Genomic DNA, 16,231 nt, shown 5'->3' on the forward strand with positions numbered 1-16,231 from the left:
CGCTTTGCCACCCGCTACGAGCGCCGAACAATCCACTTCACCGGATTCGTTCACCTCGCCGCCGCCATGATCTGGCTACGCTGAATGTCGATCCGCCTAGATTGCTCCGCTGCTAATTCACCTGCTCGCGCCAGAGCGACAGTTTCTGCTGGGTCGCGCGGTCGGAGTAGCTGAACAGGACGAGGTCGCTGTCGGCAGAGAAGCGGCGTTCGGCCCAGGACGGCACCACCACGATCTCGCCCGGAGCGAGGGCAAAGGCCTTATCGTCGATCAGCAGCGTCCCGGTGCCCTCGACCACGACATGGATCATGCCGTCGCTCGATCGCGCCGCGCGGGTCTCGAACCCCGCCGGGACCAGCCGCGCGAAGGCGGACATGGTCGCCATCACCGGGCCGCCATCGACCGGATTGGTGAACTCCATGAGATAAGCATCGTGGACATGCGGCGCCTCGCTGCGGCGGAGCACCTCCAGCGTCTCGCGCCATTCCACGAAGGGATAGATGAAGAGCGGGTTGCCCTGCCCTGCCACCCGATCGGCATGGACCGGGCGCATGTTGCGGCCCCAGCGCATCCCGGCATCGCCCGCCGGGCGCGTCGTCGGCCACGCGCCGCGATCCTCGCGGTGCTCGGCGAAGCTCGCGTCGAGCATCTGGACCAATGGGATGTCGAGGCCGTCGAGCCAGATCATCGGCTGATCGGTCTCGTTGCCATGATCGTGCCATAGCCAGGCGGGGGTCAGGATCAGATCATGCTTGTGCATATAGGCGCGCTCCCCATCGAGCGCGGTGAAGGCGCCCTCACCCTGCATGATGAACCGCAATGCATTCTGCGCATGACGGTGCGCGGGCGCGACCTCGCCCGGCAGAATCAATTGCAACCCGGCATACAGCGTGTTGGTGATCCGCGACTGACCCGGCAGCGCGGGATTTTCGAGGATCAGCACGCGCCGTTCGGCCTCGGCGGCGGTGATCAGCTCGCCGGCCTCCATCAGCAGCGGCTGGATGCGCTCGAACGACCAGGCGGCGGCTGCGGCGGGGGTGCGCGGGGTGGGGGTCACCAGCGCCGACAATACTTTCCACAGCGGTGTCAGCCGCTCCGGCGTCAGCCGATCATAGAAATCGTCGCGGGCGGTTTCGAGGTTCGAGGGGCGGACGAGCGTGGCCACGGCAGGACTCCTGTTTTCGGTTGCCATCCTGCGCCTTTGCCCTAGTTACCGCAATAGCCAACGCATCATCCATCGGCAAACGGGAGTGTCAGTGTCGGAGTGTGACGGCCAGGGAAGCGACCGCCGCGGCATTCAGTCGATCGAGATCGGGCTGCGCGTGATCGATGCGTTGCGCACGAGCCCGGGGCCGCTGTCCCTCAAGGCGCTGGCTGCGGCCGCCGATCTGCCCATCAGTAACTGCCATCGCTACTGCGTCAGCTTCGTGCGATCGGGCTATATGCAGCAGCATACCCCATCGGGCCGCTATGACCTCGGTCCGCGGTTGCTCCAGGCCGGGCTGGCGGCACTGGCCCGGATCGATGCGGTGGCGATCGCGACGGAGGCGCTGGAGGCGCTGGTCGACGAAACCGGCAGCACTGGCCAGCTCGCCGTTTGGGGCGATCGCGGGCCCACCGTCATCCGCTGGATCGCCGGTCGCGCGGCGGTGCGCGCCTCGATCACGGTCGGCGCGGTGCTGCCACTGCTGACCTCGGCGACCGGCCGCGTCTTCCTGGGCTTCCTGCCCCGCCGACAGACGGCGGCGCTGGCTGCGCACGAGGCGATGGCCGGTGGCGGCGACCCCGATGCGCTGGCCGCGCAGGTCTCGGCGCTGGGCACGGGGCATGTCTCCAACGATCATATCCCGGGCCTGAGCGCGGTCGCGGCGCCGATCCTCGATGCTTTCGGCGAGGCGGCCGCCGTGGTCACCTTGGTCGGGGCGCGCGAAGGCATCGCACAGCACGCCGTGGAACGCCTGCGCGTGGCGGCGGCCACGGCTTCCGCCCGGCTCGGCTGGCAGCCTCCCGAAGCGATCGCCTCCTAACTTTTCACGTCCCCTTCCAATCGAAAGGATTTTCCATGGCTCATATTTTTGCGCTTCCCGATCGCCCTTCAGCCGCCATCGTCGGCACCGAGGACAGGTTCCCGGTCGGCCGCATCTTCTGCATCGGTCGCAATTATGAGGCGCACGCGCGCGAGATGGGCAAGGATCCCAACCGCGAGAAGCCGTTCTTCTTCGCCAAATGGGCCGATACATTGGTCGCCAACGGCGCGACCATTCCCTATCCCCCGGAGACCGCCAACTACCATTTCGAAGCCGAACTGGTGATCGCGATCGGCAAGGCAGGCGCGAAGGTCAGCGAGGCGGACGCGCTCGATCTCGTCTACGGTTATGCGGTCGGGCTCGACATGACGCGGCGCGACATCCAGCTCGAAGCGCGCGACAAGGGGCGCCCCTGGGAGGTCGGCAAGAATTTCGCTTTCTCCGCTCCGTTGGCAGCGATCCGCCCGGTGGCGGACGGCGGCCATATCCCGAACGCGCCGATCCGCCTGACCGTCAACGGCGATATCAAGCAGGATGCCGACGTCGCCGATCTGATCTGGGATTGCGCCGAAACCATCGCCTATCTCAGCCGGTTCGAGCGGCTGCTGCCCGGCGATCTGATCTACACCGGCACGCCCGCAGGTGTTGGCCCGGTGGTGCCCGGCGATGTGATCGACGTCACGATCGAGGGACTGGAGCCGCTCCAGGTCACGATCAGCGAAAAGGAAGCGGATTTCGCATGATCCTCCACGATTTCGCGCTGTCTTCGGCCAGCTACCGCGTCAGGATCGTCCTCAATCTCAAGGGCTTGGCCTACGAAAAGCGCAATTACGTCCTGCGGGCGGGCGAGCAGCGCGCGCCCGATTATCTTGCGATCAATCCCGCCGGGCTGGTCCCGACCTTGGAGGTAGACGGGCTGCACATCGGACAGAGCATCGCGATCATCGAATATCTCGATGCGGTCCACCCCGCGCCGCGGATGATCCCGCTCGACCCGGTCGCGCGCGCGCGCGCCATGGAAATGGCGCTGACCATCGCGTGCGACATCCACCCGATCAACAATCTGCGCGTGCTCAAATATCTCGAACAGGAGATGGGCCAGGACAAGGCGGCGGTCGACGCCTGGTATCGCCACTGGGTAGAGCAGGGCTTCGCCACGCTGGAGCGATTGCTGCCCGACGCGCCGTTCGCGGGCGGGGATCAACCGAATATCGTTGATGCCTGCCTCGTGCCGCAGATGTACAACGCCAGACGGTTCAGCGCGGATCTGACTCCGTTTCCGCGCCTGACCGCGATCGCCGATCGGGCCGCAGAGCTGCCGGCCTTTCAGGAGGCCTCTCCAAAAGTCTAAACTCGCGGCCGAACGATCAGACGATTACGCCGAGCGGACCCGTTCGTGCCGGCCGTCTCATGTTCGGCTGCGAATCAGGGATCGCGTCGTTTGCTCAGTTTGAATGCGCACCACGTCAGCAAGATCAAATTGAAGACGGCAATCGCGTGTGACAGCTCACCCTTCATCGATGTGCGGCTTGAGGGATGCGGGCGCTCTACCATTGGCGCGATCGATGCCGTCTCGGTCCCGCCGACGGTCGTCGTCAGGTGGCACCGGAGGGCGGCGGTCCTTCGGCAAGCACAGGCTTGCGGCCAACACCAAGGTGGCGACGAAGAGCATCACGATCCACGCGCCACTCATGCGGAACCGCCTTTGTCCTGCATCGGCGATGGCCGACGGGCGGCCCCGCGCTCCTGGGCGCGGACGATCAGGAAACTCGTCAGGGCGAGCCGGCCGCCCGCAAATCCGTTGAGGACCAACCAGGGGTCGATCGCGTCCGAGGGTGGCCGTCTGCGGGGTGGATGCCTTGTCGCCGTCTCCGCCAATTGGCGAGCGCGCCAGCGCTGACGAAGCTCTGCGCCGTGCACGGCCAGCAGCACGCCTGTCATGGCCAACGCGAATCCTGTCAGGCCGACAGCCCACGCGAGGATCGGGCTGTACAACCACGCCACGGAACCGCCGATGCGGTGCGCTTGGGACAAAGCCCCCGCGCCTGACGCCAGCAGGAGGATTCCGAAGGCGCGCCATGCCGATTGCCGCCGATGTCCGCTCATCACGCTCATGACATATGGCCGAAGGAAGCGACAAACGCGGTCTGCGCCGCCCGAATGGGGGACTCCTCCCGCATTTCGACGGCGGATGATTCTGTTTCGGCTATCCCGATTGCGGAAAGAGGGTCTCGTTCCGCCCATCTGGGCGAGATCGTCACCTGTTCGTTAATGCGCCTGCCAAGGACCACGAGCGCGGAACCGAGGCAGATCCCCAGATAGGCCAAGGCCGCAAGCAGCAGTTCCCCCACGGCCGCGTCATGTTTGGGCGCGGCATTGACGAGGTGGTAAAGGCGCGCACTCGCCGAAGCGCCCGCAAGCACGCCGGCGGCCCCGGAGGTCCGTAGCGCGAGATCATATGTCCGTGTCTTCGTCGGGCGAGACATGCCGCACTCCCATCATGCGGCATCCCATCTATCGCCGTTCCCGTATGTCTTCGAGATCGAGGACGGACCATTCCCGTATAGAAAGCGTAGGGTTGCGGACTTTTGCTTTGCCCTGAAGGCTCGGCGAGCCTGTAAGGCTCAGGCGTCCGCCATCAGGCGATAGCCGATCCCCAGTTCGTTCACGATCAGCTTGGGAGACGCCGGATCGGATTCGAGCTTCTGCCGCAGATTGCGCACCACGATGCGAAGATATTCGATGCGGCGATCGGTCTCCAGCGGCCAGGCTTGCGCGAGGATGCGGGTGTGCGTCACCACCCGCCCGGGCGCCATCGCCAATTGTCCGAGCACGTCGAATTCCTTGCGCGTCAGGTGAAGCTCCGTGCCTCCCTTGGTCACGATGCGGTTGGTTAGATCGATGCGCAGGTCTCCCGCGCTGACGATGGGCTCGCTGCCATGGGCGCTGACCTTACTGCGCAGCGCCGCCCTCAGCCGCGCGAGCAGCTCCTCCCCGTCGAAAGGCTTGGTGACATAATCGTCCGCGCCCAGATCCAGCGCCGCCACCTTGTCGTCGGTGGCTTCGCGTGCAGAGATGACCAGCAGTGGCACCTTCGCCTGACGGAGCAGGATCGGCACCAGCTCAAGCCCGTCCCGATCGGGCAGCCCGAGATCGAGCAATATGGCATCGGGATGCGCGCTCGCGGCCAGCGCCAGCGCCTCGCGGCCGGTCTTCGCCTCGATCACCTCATAGGCCGCGCGGGTGAGCGTGCCGTGCAGAAGCCGGCGGATATGCAATTCGTCATCGACGACCAAGATGCGCTGGCCGGTCACTCGCCCACCTCTCCCGATTCCTTCACCAGCAATTGCTCCGGGAACCGCAACGCAAACGTGGCCCCTTTCCGGTCGCTTCTGGCAGACGCCGATACGGACATCCCCATCGCTTCCGCGAAACCCTTGACGATGGCGAGGCCGAGCCCCGTGCCGCCGACCGCGCGATCCGATCCTTCCAGCCGGCGGAAGGTCTCGAAAACCTCTTTCTCGCGGCCCGGCGGCAAGCCCGGCCCCTGATCGATGACGGACAGGATCAGCTCGCCATAGCGACGTTCGGCACGGATCGAGATCGGCGTGCCTGCATCCGCGTAACGGCCGGCATTGTCGAGCAGGTTCAACAGGCAATGGTGGAACAGCTGCGGGTCGACGCGGACCAGCGGCAAATCTGGGGGCACTTCGAGGTTGATGGAATGGCCCTCCAGCGAGCGGCGCGTATCGGCGACCGCGGCGGCGACGGCATCGGTAAGATCGGTCGGCTCGACCTTCAGCTTTAGCGCGCCGGCTTCCACCCGCGTCATGTCGAGCAGATTGGAAACGAACCGGTTGAGCCGGAGCGCCTCGCCTTCGATCATCGTCAGCAGCGGGTGATCGATTTCGCGGTGCAGCTCCGCGGCGCCGGCCAGGATCGATGTCAGCGGGGTGCGCAGATCATGGCCGACCGACGAGAGCAGCGCCGCCCGTAGCCGATCGCGCTCCCGCACCGAATCGACATCGCGCATCTCTGCTTCGAGCCGCAGCCGCTCCAGCGCCAGCGCCGCCTGATCGAGCAGGCCCGACAGGAGCGGCAGCTGATCGGAACGGATCGGATCGCTGCCATCGTCCTGGGCGATCCCGAGCACCGCCAGAACGCGCCCGCCCGCCTTGAGCGGCTGGAAAAGCCAGTCCGACGCCGTCAACGTGCCGGAGCCGCGCCCCGCCGCCTGGCCAGTATCCTGCACCCATTGCGCGGCTGCCAGTTCCATCGTTTCCATGCGCGTATCGGCGGCGCTGGCCGCCTGCACCACCAACCCGGTCTCTTCGCTCTCGAGGATGACGGCGCGAAGCCCGAACAGAAGGCTTATTTCGGTGCAGATCGCGCGGCATACCTCTGTCCGATCGCCCAGCGACGTCAGCTGGCGGAGGAAGCCGGCCAGCGCGGCGTTCGATCGCGCGCTCGTCGCCGCAAGGTCCGCTTGTGCACGAACGCGCGAGGTGAGCTGGCTTGTGACGATCGCGACGCCGAGCAGCACGACGATCGAAACGATGTTCTCGGGATTGTTGACCGTGAGCGTATGCACGGGCGGCAGGAAGAAGAAATTATAGGCCAGCGAGGACGCGAGCCCGGCGTAGAGGCCGGTGCGCAAGCCGAACAGACTGGCCGCCGCCATCACCGGAAGCAGGTAGAGCAGCGCGACGTTTCCGAGCGTGAGGATATGGGACAGGCCCGTGCCCGCGCTCGTCACCCCGGCGACCATCGCCGTCGTCCAGAGATACCCCGATCGCGTGCCCCACGCCCCGCGCGCGCGATTGCGCCGGGGTCGCGGGGCTGTTGCGCCTTCCAGCGGCATGACGTGAACCGCGACACCCGGCGTGTCGCGGACCAGCCGATCGACCACCGAGCCGTGACGCAATTCGAACAAGCGGGAACGTGGCGATTTGCCGACCACGAGCTGCGTCGCCCGCGCCTCCGTGACGTAGGTCTTCAGACCTTCGACCACGGTCGCGGCCGGCACGCTGATCACCGCCGCGCCGAGCTGGGTGGCCAGATTCAGGACCGTCGCAATACGGCGATGCTCCTCCGGCCCGAGTTGGCGGGTGCGCGGGGTTTCGACGTGCACCGCGGTCCACGGCGCGTGCAAGGCATCGGCGATGCGCTTGGCGGCGCGGACCAATCCCTCCGCCCCCGGCAGCTCGTTGACCGCCACCACGATCCGATCGGTGCCCGCCCACGTTCCGCCGAGCGCATTGGCCCGAACATGGTCCAGCATCTGCGCATCGACGGCCTGTGCCGCGCGGCGCAGCGCCAGCTCGCGCAGCGCCGACAGATTCGATTTCGAGAAGAAATGGTTCAGCGCCCGGCTCGCCTCGGCGGGCATATAGACCTTGCCCTCCTTCAGCCGCTCGATGAGCTCGTCGGGAGGAATGTCGACGACTTCGAGTTCGGCCATCTCCAGCACGCTGTCGGGGACGGTTTCGCGGACACGAACCCGCGTGAACGATGCGACGACGTCGTTCAGGCTTTCGATGTGCTGGATGTTGACGGTCGAGAAGACATCGATGCCGGCGTCGAGCAATTCCTCGACATCCTGCCACCGCTTCGGGTGGCGGCTGCCCGGCACGTTGGTGTGCGCAAGCTCATCGACGAGCGCGAGCTGCGGGTGCCGTTCCAGCAGCGCGTCGAGATCCATTTCCTGAAGCGTGCGGCCTTCGTACGGCATATCCCGACGCGGGACGATCTCCTGGCCGCGCGTCAGGGCTTCGGTCTCCCGTCGCCCATGCGTTTCGACGACGCCGACGACGACGTCGATGCCTGCCGCCTTGCGGGCCGCGCCCTCCGAAAGCATCTCGAAGGTCTTGCCGACGCCCGGCGCCGCCCCGAGGAAAATCTTCAGTTTTCCGCGGCCTTCCTGCGCCGCCTGGCGCAGGAAGTCTTCGGGGCTTGGGCGATCGGGCGGGGCGCTCAATGCCCGTTCAGGGTTCCGGCCAAAATGTCGAGCTGCCGATTCAGTTCAAGCACGTTGACGCGATCCTCGCCGATGAATCCCAATAGGGGATGCTGGGAATGTTGTTCAACCAGAGTCCTCAGCGAATCTTCCGGCACATGGCGCGCCCGCGCGATCCGCGGAACCTGGACCAGCGCTGCGGCCGGCGACAGATCCGGATCGAGGCCCGATCCCGATGCGGTGACCAGATCGGCCGGGATCGGCCCGGTGACGCCCTGGGCGCGGCGCGTCTTGATATCCCCGGCGATACGGTCGGCGAGCGCCTTGGAGGTCGGCCCGAGGTTCGATCCGCTGGACGCGGTGCCATCATAACCCTTGCCGGCTGCCGACGGACGCGAGTTGAAATAGCCATCGCTGGTGAAGGATTGGCCGATCAGCGACGATCCGATCACGACACCCTTGGTATCGGTGATCAGGCTGCCTTCGGCTTGCCGTGCGAAGGCCAGCTTGCCGATGCCCATCACCGCGAGGGGATAGGCGCCGCAGGTGAGAATCCCGAACAGCAGGGTCATCACCAAGGCGGGCCGTAGGCCTGAGATAAAATTCGAACCCATGATCCGCTCCTTACGCCAGTCCGATGCCGGACACTGCGATATCGATTAACTTGATGCCGACGAACGGCGCGACGAGGCCGCCGAGGCCGTAGATGCCGAGGTTCCTGGCCAGCAAAGGCCCGGCGCCGACCGGCCGATATTTCACGCCCCTGAGCGCCAGCGGCACCAGCAGCGGGATGATGACGGCATTGAAGATGATCGCCGAGAGAATCGCGCTGGTCGGCGTCGCCAGATGCATGACGTTGAGGATCGCCAGCCCCGGATACAGCACGACGAACATCGCCGGCAGGATCGCGAAATATTTGGCGACGTCGTTCGCGATCGAGAAAGTGGTAAGCGCGCCGCGGGTCATCAGCAATTGCTTGCCCAAACCCACGATCTCGATGAGCTTGGTCGGATCGCTGTCGAGATCGACCATGTTGCCCGCTTCCCGCGCGGCCTGCGTGCCGGTGTTCATCGCGACGCCGACATCGGCCTGCGCCAGCGCCGGAGCGTCGTTGGTGCCGTCGCCGCACATCGCCACCAGCCGCCCGCCGACCTGCTCCTTGCGGATGTAGGCGAGCTTGTCCTCGGGCGTTGCCTGCGCGAGGAAATCGTCGACTCCCGCTTCGGCGGCGATCGCGGCGGCGGTCAGCGGATTGTCGCCGGTGATCATCACCGTGCGGATGCCCATCTGGCGCAATTCGCCGAACCGCTCGCGGATGCCCGCCTTGACGATATCCTTGAGCGCGATGGCGCCGAGCAGACGGCCGTCCTTGGCCACCGCGAGCGGCGTCATGCCGGCGCGCGCGATTTCGTCGGTCACCCGGCGCAGTTCGGTCGCGGCAGCGGTCTCGCCGACGCCGGGGTTGGCCTTGAGGATCGAATCCACCGCGCCCTTCTGGATTAGCGAGGTTCCGGTCTTGACGCCCGAGATGCGGGTCTGCGCGGTGAAGGGGATCACCTCCGCATCGCCGGGGAGCGCCGTCGTCGTGACGTGGAAGCGTTCGCGCGCCAGCACTACGATCGAGCGGCCCTCGGGGGTCTCGTCGGCCAGGCTCGCCAGCAGCGCGGCTTCCGCCATCTCGCCCACCGCGACACCGCCCACGGGACGGAACTCGCTTGCCTGGCGATCGCCGACCGTGATCGTGCCCGTCTTGTCGAGCAGCAGCACGTCGATATCGCCCGCCGCTTCGACCGCGCGCCCCGATTTGGCCAGCACGTTGAAGCGCACGAGCCGGTCCATACCCGCGATGCCAATCGCGGACAGCAGCGCCGCGATCGTCGTCGGGATGAGGGTGATCAGCAATGCCGAGAGGATCACCACCGGCACCAGCCCGCCCGCATATTTGGCGAACATCGGGATCGTGCCGACTGCGATCAGGAAGATGATCGTCAGGCCGACGAGCAGGATCGTCAGCGCGATCTCGTTCGGCGTCTTCTGCCGCTCGGCGCCTTCGACGAGGGCGATCATGCGATCGAGGAAGCCCTGGCCGGGTCCGGCGGTGACGCGGACCTTGAGCGAGTCCGAGACGACGCGCGTGCCGGCGGTGACCGCCGAACGATCGCCGCCCGCCTCGCGGATCACGGGCGCGCTCTCGCCGGTGATCGCGGCTTCGTTTACCGATGCGACGCCTTCGACGACTTCGCCATCGGCGGGGATCAGATCGCCGTTTTCGACGAGGACGATGTCACCGACTTTGAGGGCCGCCGCGGGGACGGTTTCTGTGCCCGATCCGACGATGCGCTTGCCGGTCAGCTCGCCTTTGGTCGCGCGGAGCGATGCGGCCTGCGCCTTGCCCCGCCCCTCGGCGAGCGCCTCGGCGAAATTGCCGAACAGCACGGTAAGCCACAACCAGAACACCAGCTGGCCCTTGAAGGCGACGGTGCCGCCACCGATCCCGCCGACGAGCATGATGGTGACAAGCGTCGCCACCACGGCGGTGACGAACATGACGGGGTTACGGATGAGCGTCCGCGGATCCAGTTTGCGGAAGGAATCCGCGATCGCCGGACCGACGAGATCGGCCGTGAACACCGAGCGTGAAGCTACATGAGCCATGAAAAATCGCCCCTTAGAACTGCTGGCCGTGGATCATCGCGATATGTTCGGCGATGGGTCCAAGCGCGAGCGATGGCAGGAAGGTGAGCCCGCCCAGGATGAGGATGACGCCGATCAGCAGCGCGACCCAGAGCGGCCCGGTGGTCGGGAATGAGCCCGCGGATTCCGGCACGATCCGTTTCGCCCCGAGGCTCCCGGCAATCGCCAGCATCGGCACGATGACGAAGAAGCGACCGAGCCACATCGCGACACCGAGCAGGCCGTCATAGAACGGCGTGCTCGCGGTCAGGCCGGCGAAGGCCGAGCCATTGTTACCGACCGCCGAGGTGAAGGCGTAGAGCATCTCGCTAAAGCCGTGCGGGCCCTGATTGGCGAGACCCGCCAGGCCGTCCTTCGAAATCGCCGCCAATCCGGTGAAGCCCAGGATGATGAGCGGCAGCACCGCGATGGCGAGAACGGCGAGCTTGACCTCACGGCCATCGATCTTCTTGCCGACATATTCCGGCGTCCGTCCGACCATCAGGCCCGCCACGAACACGCCGAGTATGACGAACAGCAGCATGCCGTAAAGGCCGGAGCCGACGCCGCCGAAGATGATCTCACCGAGCTGGATGTTGAACAGCGGGATCATGCCGCCGATCGCGGTGAAACTATCGTGCATCGCGTTGACCGCGCCGCAGGACGCATCCGTGGTGACGACGGCGAACAGGCTGGACGCGGCGATGCCGAAGCGGACCTCCTTGCCCTCCATATTGCCGCCAGGAACACCCAGAGCGTGATGGATGGGGTTGCCCGCGCTTTCCGCGGAATAGGCTACCGCCGTGCCGACCAGGAACAGCGCCAGCATCGCGCTGAAGATCGCCCAGCCCTGCTTGGTGTTGCCCACCGCCTTGCCGAACGCCCAGGTCAGCCCGGCGCCGAACGAGAAGATCGAAACCATCTGCAGCAGGTTGATGAGCGCGCTGGGGTTCTCATACGGGTGCGCGGAGTTGCCGTTGTAAATGCCGCCGCCATTGGTGCCGACCATCTTGATGGCTTCCTGGCTGGCGACTGGCCCGAGGACGAGCGTCTGTTTTGCACCCTCTAATGTGGTGGCGACGACCGAGCCGTTGAAGGTCTGCGGAACGCCGGCCGCCAACAGGATGACGGCATAGACCAGGCAGACCGGAAGCAGCAGATAGAGCGTCACGCGCGTCACATCGGCCCAGAAGTTGCCGAGGACCGCGGTCTCCCGGCGCGCAAAGCCGCGAATGAACGCGAAAGCGAGCGCGATGCCGGTCGCCGCCGAGATGAAATTGTGGATCGTCAGGCCCACCATCTGGCTGAACTGCGACATCGTCGATTCACCACTGTAGCTCTGCCAGTTGGTGTTGGTGGTGAAGCTGACCGCCGTGTTCCAGGCGAGATGCGGCGCCAGCCCCGCGAAACCCAGCGGATTGAGCGGCAGATAATATTGCAGCCGCAGGATCGCGTAGGTCAGGAACAACCCGGCGACGTTGAACAGCAGCATATGGATGCCGAACCGGATCCAGCTCTGCTCCTTATCGGGATCGATGCCCGAGAGCGCATAGAAGGCGCGCTCGACTGGCCCCAATACGGGGTGAAGCCATGTCCGGCGTCCCTCCATGACCGCGTAGAGACCGAGCCCGAACGGCTTGGTGATCGCAATCACCAAGCCCGTGAAAACCGCTATCAGCAGCCAACCTTGAATGGTCATGTGTTTTCTCCGCTCAATACCGCTCGGGGTGGATGAGCACGGCCACGAGGTAGCCAAGCAGGGCGATGGCGGTGATGCCGCCGAGCCAAAGGTCGATCGTCATGGCGTTGCTCCTCAGGCTTTTTCGCAGAGGCGGAAGTAAGCGAGCGTCAGAGCCAGAAGCCCGATCGTGATCGCGATCCACAATAGATCCTGCATGGCGCTATTCCTTCTGTCAGAAGCTTGCGGTGACGGAGCCGACGGCCACGCGCTTGGCGGCGCGGTGGAAATCGTTGGTGCCGAAGGCCAGATCGGCGGCGCGGGTATCGGCGCGCGAGAGATTGGTCCCGACCAGCGAGACGTCGAAGGTCAGCGCCTTCCATTTGTATCCGGCGCCAACCGTGTAATCGATATAGTCGTGGGCGGCATAATCCAGCCCGCCGCCGGTATGGCCGATATGGCTGTGCAGCGTGATCGGCAGCTGCGCGAAAGCGTAGCTCAGCTCGCCATATTCATAGACGTTGTAGCGTGTCGGGGTTGCGAACGCCTTGAAGTACCTCTGATCGGGTGCCCAGTTCGCACCGACCTTGAGCGTAACCGGGCCAAACGCCTTGGCCAGCGATCCGTAAACCTCGTAATAATCCTCGTTGATCCCGACGGCCTTCGCGCTGCCCGGATAGATGTAGCCGTAAAGTCCGGCATCGATGGTCAGCCCGCTCTTGCCGAGCGCGTGGGTATAGCCGCCATAGACGTCGATCTCGGTGCTGCCGATGTTCACCGCATTGTCGCCGGACGCGCTCGATCCCCAGGCCGAAAGATAGAAGCCGGACGCATGGGCGATCGTGAAGGCGCCTTGGACGGCGGGCTTGTTGTCCGACTGCGAAATTCCGCGGAAGCGATATTGGGATACGATCGCGCCGCTGTCGGTGATGGTCCAGGTCGGCGTCGCCGCCGGCGCAGCGGGCGCCGCCGCAGGCGCGCCCTTGTCGCTTTGCGCTTCGGCGGGCACCGTCTGCGCCTGCGCCGTTCCGCCACCAATAAGAATTGCCACCAAAGAGGTGGCCAAAATCCGCTTCATCATTGTCCCCATCGTGCTCCGCTCGGGAAATGTGAGCGGAGGAGGACGGGTCATTAGGGCGATGCCGCGTTAAGTAGCGAGACCGGGAAACGCCTTTCTCCATATGTTTGGCATAGTATTTACCGGATTTGCGGGCGCCCGCGTCTCAACGCGGCGATCAATTTGCGCAGCGCGAGGCGTGAAGCGGGGGCAGGCGCGGCGGCAGCGCGAGCAGGCGCTCGATCGACCAGGCGGCAGCGATCAGCTTGCCCTCGTCGCCCGCGCGGCCGATCAGCTGGATCCCGATCGGCAAGCCCAAACGGTCGAACCCGCAGGGCAAGGCTATCGCGCAAAGGTCCAGGTAGTTCGCCATCCGCGTGTAATATGCGAGCGTGAAGTCGCCCTCGTCGACGTCCGCGATCGGCGGCGCGGTCCACGCAGTGGCCGGGGTCAGCAAAAAGTCGGCACCCTCGAACCAATCAGCGAATTGCCGGCGATCGGCGTCACGGGTGGCTTGGGCCGCGCGATAGCTGGCTTCGTCGATCCCTGACACCGCCTGGAAACGGCGCAGCACGCCCGGATCGGCGGTTGCGGCGCCTGCGGTGATGCGCGCGCCATGCTCTGCCCACGCCTCATAGCCCATCACCTGGCCGGTCGGCGCCACATAGTCGCGCGGCGCCGCCGGCAGCGGCGGCGAGCGCAGCGTCGCGCCGTTGTGGCCGAGGCGCGAGGCGACGGCGCGATAGGCGTGAGCAACCTCCTCATCGGCCACCAGCGCGTCGTCGCTCAGGATGCGCAGCGACAGCGAGGCGACGGGCGCCGGTCCCTCGACCATCGGCTCGCCCGCGAGAACCGCAAAGGCCGCCGCTACGTCCGCGACCGTGCGCGCCATCGGCCCGGCGGAATCGAGCGACGGCGCCAGCGGCATCACGCCATCGAGGCTGATCCGTCCCTGCGAAGGCCGAAGGCCGACGATGCCGCACAGCGAGGCGGGAATGCGGATCGATCCGCCGGTATCGCTGCCGAGCGCGAGATCCGCGAAACCCGCCGCAACCGCCACCGCCGATCCCGAGCTGGAGCCGCCGGCAACCCGAAACACGTCGGCATCCCAGGGATTGCGCGGCGCGCCCACGCAGGCGTTGGTTCCCCAGCCGCCGAACGCCAGCTGCACCATCTGCGCCTTGCCGATATAGACGGCGCCGGCATCGATCAGCCGCTGCACCGCCGGCGCGGTGCCGATGGCGAGCGGTTCGATCGGACTGTCGCCACCCCCGAAGGTCGGCTCACCGGCGACATGGAACAGATCTTTGACGATCAGCCTCTGCCCGGCGAGTGGGCCTTTCCCCGCACCGGGCCGCTCATGGATCGGGCCGACCGCGAAATGCAGCGCCTCCGCCAGTGCGGCGCGGTCGGTCATTCCGGGGATCGGTAATAAGCCGCCAGCGAGCGGCGCATCCCCAGGAGCGGCAATATGCTGAGCAGATACAGGCCCGGCGAGAGCAACCCCACCGCCGCATAGACCGCGCGCGGATCACCCCCCGCGACGCCATGCGTGGCAAAGCCCATGATCTGAAAAATGAAGCCCACGGCCATCGGGCCCAGCGCGAAGGAGGCCTTCTCGACGAAGCTGTAAGCGCCCGCGAACACGCCCTCGCGGCGCATACCGCTGCGGACAAAATCGACCGCCATCGTATCCGGCAGCAGCGACTGGCCCATCAGCGACAGCCCGCCCGCGAACACGCCGCCGCCGACCGCGCGGATCAGCACGCCCAACGTGCTTTCGCCCGGCCCGGCGAGCAGCCAGCTGAAACCGAACACCGAATAGAGCAGGACGGCGGCGGCATAGACCGCGACCTTGCCGTAGCGCTTGCTGAAATAGGGCCAGACGAGCATCGATGCGATCGATGCGGCATTGCCAAACAGGCTCCACAGCGCCAGCATCGATTCACCGCCGCCGATCACCTGCTTGAAGAAGAACAATATCGAGGCGGACATCGCCGCGAGCCCGATGAGCTGGCACAGCTTGGCAGCGAGCAGGAAAGCGAACGGGCCGTTGGAGGTGATCGCGCCGATCATCGCCGTGAACGAGAAGCGCTCGCCCGAGGACGACGTCGCCCGTGCCCGGCCGGTCACCGCGAAGGTTATCAGCATGGCGATCAGAGTCAGAACCGCGGCCACTACGCCGACCGTGCCATAAGCGGCCTTGCCGCCGCCGCCCGCCTTGGCCACCAAGGGCAGCAGCGTGGTGGCGAGCGCCGTGCCGACGCCGACGAATGCGATCCGCCATGACATGATCGAGGTGCGCTCGATTGGGGAATCGGTCATTTCCGCCGGCATCGCCATGTAGGGGATGTTGAAGAAGGAATAGCCGAGCGAGATCAGCATCAGCGATGCCAGCAGCACCAGCGGATTGGCGGTGGGGGTATTGAAGACACAGAACAGACCCGCCGCGCACAGGATGCCGCCGGCGAGCAGAAAAGGACGCCGCCGCCCCCAGCGACTGTTGGTCCGATCCGACCAGGTGCCGACGATCGGCGCGAGCACCGCATCGAACAATTTCGCGCCGAACAGAATCGTCCCGGCCAGCGCCGGCTCCATCTTGAGCACAGTGACGAAGAAAAACAGCAGCAGCAGCGATTGACCGTTGAGCACAATCTGGGTGCCGACCGAGCCGAACCCCCAGCCGATCTTGAGCGGCGTCGGCAGCCGGTCGGTTGGGATCGGGCTCATGGATTCGACGGTCGCCATCGGCTGTGCCCCCTGAATGGTCTTACGGACATGCCATCCGCGCAGAGTGATGACTATAGCGTGGCGGATCATCGCTGTGCCCGCGGCACGGA

15 protein-coding genes are annotated in these 16,231 nt (G+C 65.9%); 3 read left to right on the forward strand and 12 right to left on the reverse strand.

Going from position 1 to position 16,231, the window contains the following annotated elements; all coding sequences use genetic code 11:
- Window positions 1-112: 112 nt before the first annotated feature.
- A complete protein-coding gene (gtdA, locus tag FHS31_RS10580) occupies window positions 113-1,165 on the reverse strand; it encodes a gentisate 1,2-dioxygenase (protein WP_341786338.1) in 1,053 nt (350 codons plus the stop codon).
- A gap of 91 nt (window positions 1,166-1,256) precedes the next feature.
- Between gtdA and FHS31_RS10585 the strand changes: the two genes are divergently transcribed.
- Genes FHS31_RS10585 through maiA form a run of 3 tightly spaced genes read left to right on the forward strand, consistent with a single transcriptional unit; the run spans window position 1,257 to window position 3,378 of the window.
- Window positions 1,257-2,027 (forward strand): IclR family transcriptional regulator domain-containing protein, encoded by a 771-nt coding sequence (locus FHS31_RS10585; RefSeq protein WP_167073373.1) that lies wholly within the window; start codon window positions 1,257-1,259, stop codon window positions 2,025-2,027.
- A 35-nt stretch (window positions 2,028-2,062) separates the two neighbouring features.
- Window positions 2,063-2,770, forward strand: a complete 708-nt coding sequence (locus tag FHS31_RS10590) for a fumarylacetoacetate hydrolase family protein (protein ID WP_167073374.1) — start codon at window positions 2,063-2,065, stop codon at window positions 2,768-2,770.
- A complete protein-coding gene (gene maiA, locus FHS31_RS10595) occupies window positions 2,767-3,378 on the forward strand; it encodes a maleylacetoacetate isomerase (protein WP_167073375.1) in 612 nt (203 codons plus the stop codon). Before FHS31_RS10590 ends, maiA begins: the two co-directional genes overlap by 4 nt.
- A gap of 338 nt (window positions 3,379-3,716) precedes the next feature.
- Here the strand turns inward: maiA and FHS31_RS10600 are convergent, their stop codons facing one another.
- The 11 genes from FHS31_RS10600 to FHS31_RS10650 all read right to left on the reverse strand — a co-directional run bounded on the left by FHS31_RS10600 (window position 3,717) and on the right by FHS31_RS10650 (window position 16,139).
- Complete coding sequence (locus FHS31_RS10600) at window positions 3,717-4,142, reverse strand: hypothetical protein (protein ID WP_167073376.1); 426 nt, start codon at window positions 4,140-4,142, stop codon at window positions 3,717-3,719.
- Entirely contained in the window at window positions 4,139-4,513 is a 375-nt protein-coding gene (locus FHS31_RS10605; RefSeq protein ID WP_167073377.1) for a hypothetical protein, read from the reverse strand. Before FHS31_RS10605 ends, FHS31_RS10600 begins: the two co-directional genes overlap by 4 nt.
- A gap of 138 nt (window positions 4,514-4,651) precedes the next feature.
- Complete coding sequence (locus tag FHS31_RS10610; protein WP_167073378.1) at window positions 4,652-5,341, reverse strand: response regulator; 690 nt, start codon at window positions 5,339-5,341, stop codon at window positions 4,652-4,654.
- Window positions 5,338-8,004, reverse strand: a complete 2,667-nt coding sequence (locus FHS31_RS10615; RefSeq protein WP_167073379.1) for a sensor histidine kinase — start codon at window positions 8,002-8,004, stop codon at window positions 5,338-5,340. Before FHS31_RS10615 ends, FHS31_RS10610 begins: the two co-directional genes overlap by 4 nt.
- Entirely contained in the window at window positions 8,001-8,597 is a 597-nt protein-coding gene (gene kdpC / locus FHS31_RS10620) for a potassium-transporting ATPase subunit KdpC (RefSeq protein ID WP_167073380.1), read from the reverse strand. Before kdpC ends, FHS31_RS10615 begins: the two co-directional genes overlap by 4 nt.
- Before the next feature lie 10 nt (window positions 8,598-8,607).
- Window positions 8,608-10,638 (reverse strand): potassium-transporting ATPase subunit KdpB, encoded by a 2,031-nt coding sequence (kdpB, locus tag FHS31_RS10625; protein WP_167073381.1) that lies wholly within the window; start codon window positions 10,636-10,638, stop codon window positions 8,608-8,610.
- A gap of 13 nt (window positions 10,639-10,651) precedes the next feature.
- The gene (gene kdpA, locus FHS31_RS10630; RefSeq protein ID WP_167073382.1) at window positions 10,652-12,355 is read right to left on the reverse strand and encodes a potassium-transporting ATPase subunit KdpA; all 1,704 of its coding nucleotides are present in this window, start codon (window positions 12,353-12,355) and stop codon (window positions 10,652-10,654) included.
- A 13-nt stretch (window positions 12,356-12,368) separates the two neighbouring features.
- On the reverse strand, window positions 12,369-12,458 hold the full coding sequence (gene kdpF / locus FHS31_RS10635) for a K(+)-transporting ATPase subunit F (RefSeq protein ID WP_167073383.1): 90 nt from the start codon (window positions 12,456-12,458) through the stop codon (window positions 12,369-12,371).
- 111 nt (window positions 12,459-12,569) lie between these two features.
- Window positions 12,570-13,385, reverse strand: a complete 816-nt coding sequence (locus FHS31_RS10640) for a TorF family putative porin (RefSeq protein WP_341786339.1) — start codon at window positions 13,383-13,385, stop codon at window positions 12,570-12,572.
- 184 nt (window positions 13,386-13,569) lie between these two features.
- Window positions 13,570-14,808, reverse strand: coding sequence for an amidase (locus FHS31_RS10645; protein ID WP_167073385.1), 1,239 nt, complete (start codon window positions 14,806-14,808; stop codon window positions 13,570-13,572).
- Window positions 14,805-16,139 (reverse strand): MFS transporter, encoded by a 1,335-nt coding sequence (locus tag FHS31_RS10650; protein ID WP_167073386.1) that lies wholly within the window; start codon window positions 16,137-16,139, stop codon window positions 14,805-14,807. Before FHS31_RS10650 ends, FHS31_RS10645 begins: the two co-directional genes overlap by 4 nt.
- Window positions 16,140-16,231: the final 92 nt, after the last annotated feature.

The organism is Sphingomonas vulcanisoli, assembly GCF_011761305.1.
Lineage (GTDB): Bacteria > Pseudomonadota > Alphaproteobacteria > Sphingomonadales > Sphingomonadaceae > Sphingomonas_I > Sphingomonas_I vulcanisoli.

Coding starts and splice junctions, on each gene's coding strand:
- FHS31_RS10605 (WP_167073377.1), bottom strand. CDS start 4,513: ATGTCTCGCCCGACGAAGACACGGACATATGATCTCGCGCTACGGACC.
- kdpA (WP_167073382.1), bottom strand. CDS start 12,355: ATGACCATTCAAGGTTGGCTGCTGATAGCGGTTTTCACGGGCTTGGTG.
- FHS31_RS10650 (WP_167073386.1), bottom strand. CDS start 16,139: ATGGCGACCGTCGAATCCATGAGCCCGATCCCAACCGACCGGCTGCCG.
- kdpB (WP_167073381.1), bottom strand. CDS start 10,638: ATGGCTCATGTAGCTTCACGCTCGGTGTTCACGGCCGATCTCGTCGGT.
- maiA (WP_167073375.1), top strand. CDS start 2,767: ATGATCCTCCACGATTTCGCGCTGTCTTCGGCCAGCTACCGCGTCAGG.
- FHS31_RS10600 (WP_167073376.1), bottom strand. CDS start 4,142: ATGAGCGTGATGAGCGGACATCGGCGGCAATCGGCATGGCGCGCCTTC.
- kdpC (WP_167073380.1), bottom strand. CDS start 8,597: ATGGGTTCGAATTTTATCTCAGGCCTACGGCCCGCCTTGGTGATGACC.
- FHS31_RS10645 (WP_167073385.1), bottom strand. CDS start 14,808: ATGACCGACCGCGCCGCACTGGCGGAGGCGCTGCATTTCGCGGTCGGC.
- kdpF (WP_167073383.1), bottom strand. CDS start 12,458: ATGACGATCGACCTTTGGCTCGGCGGCATCACCGCCATCGCCCTGCTT.
- FHS31_RS10590 (WP_167073374.1), top strand. CDS start 2,063: ATGGCTCATATTTTTGCGCTTCCCGATCGCCCTTCAGCCGCCATCGTC.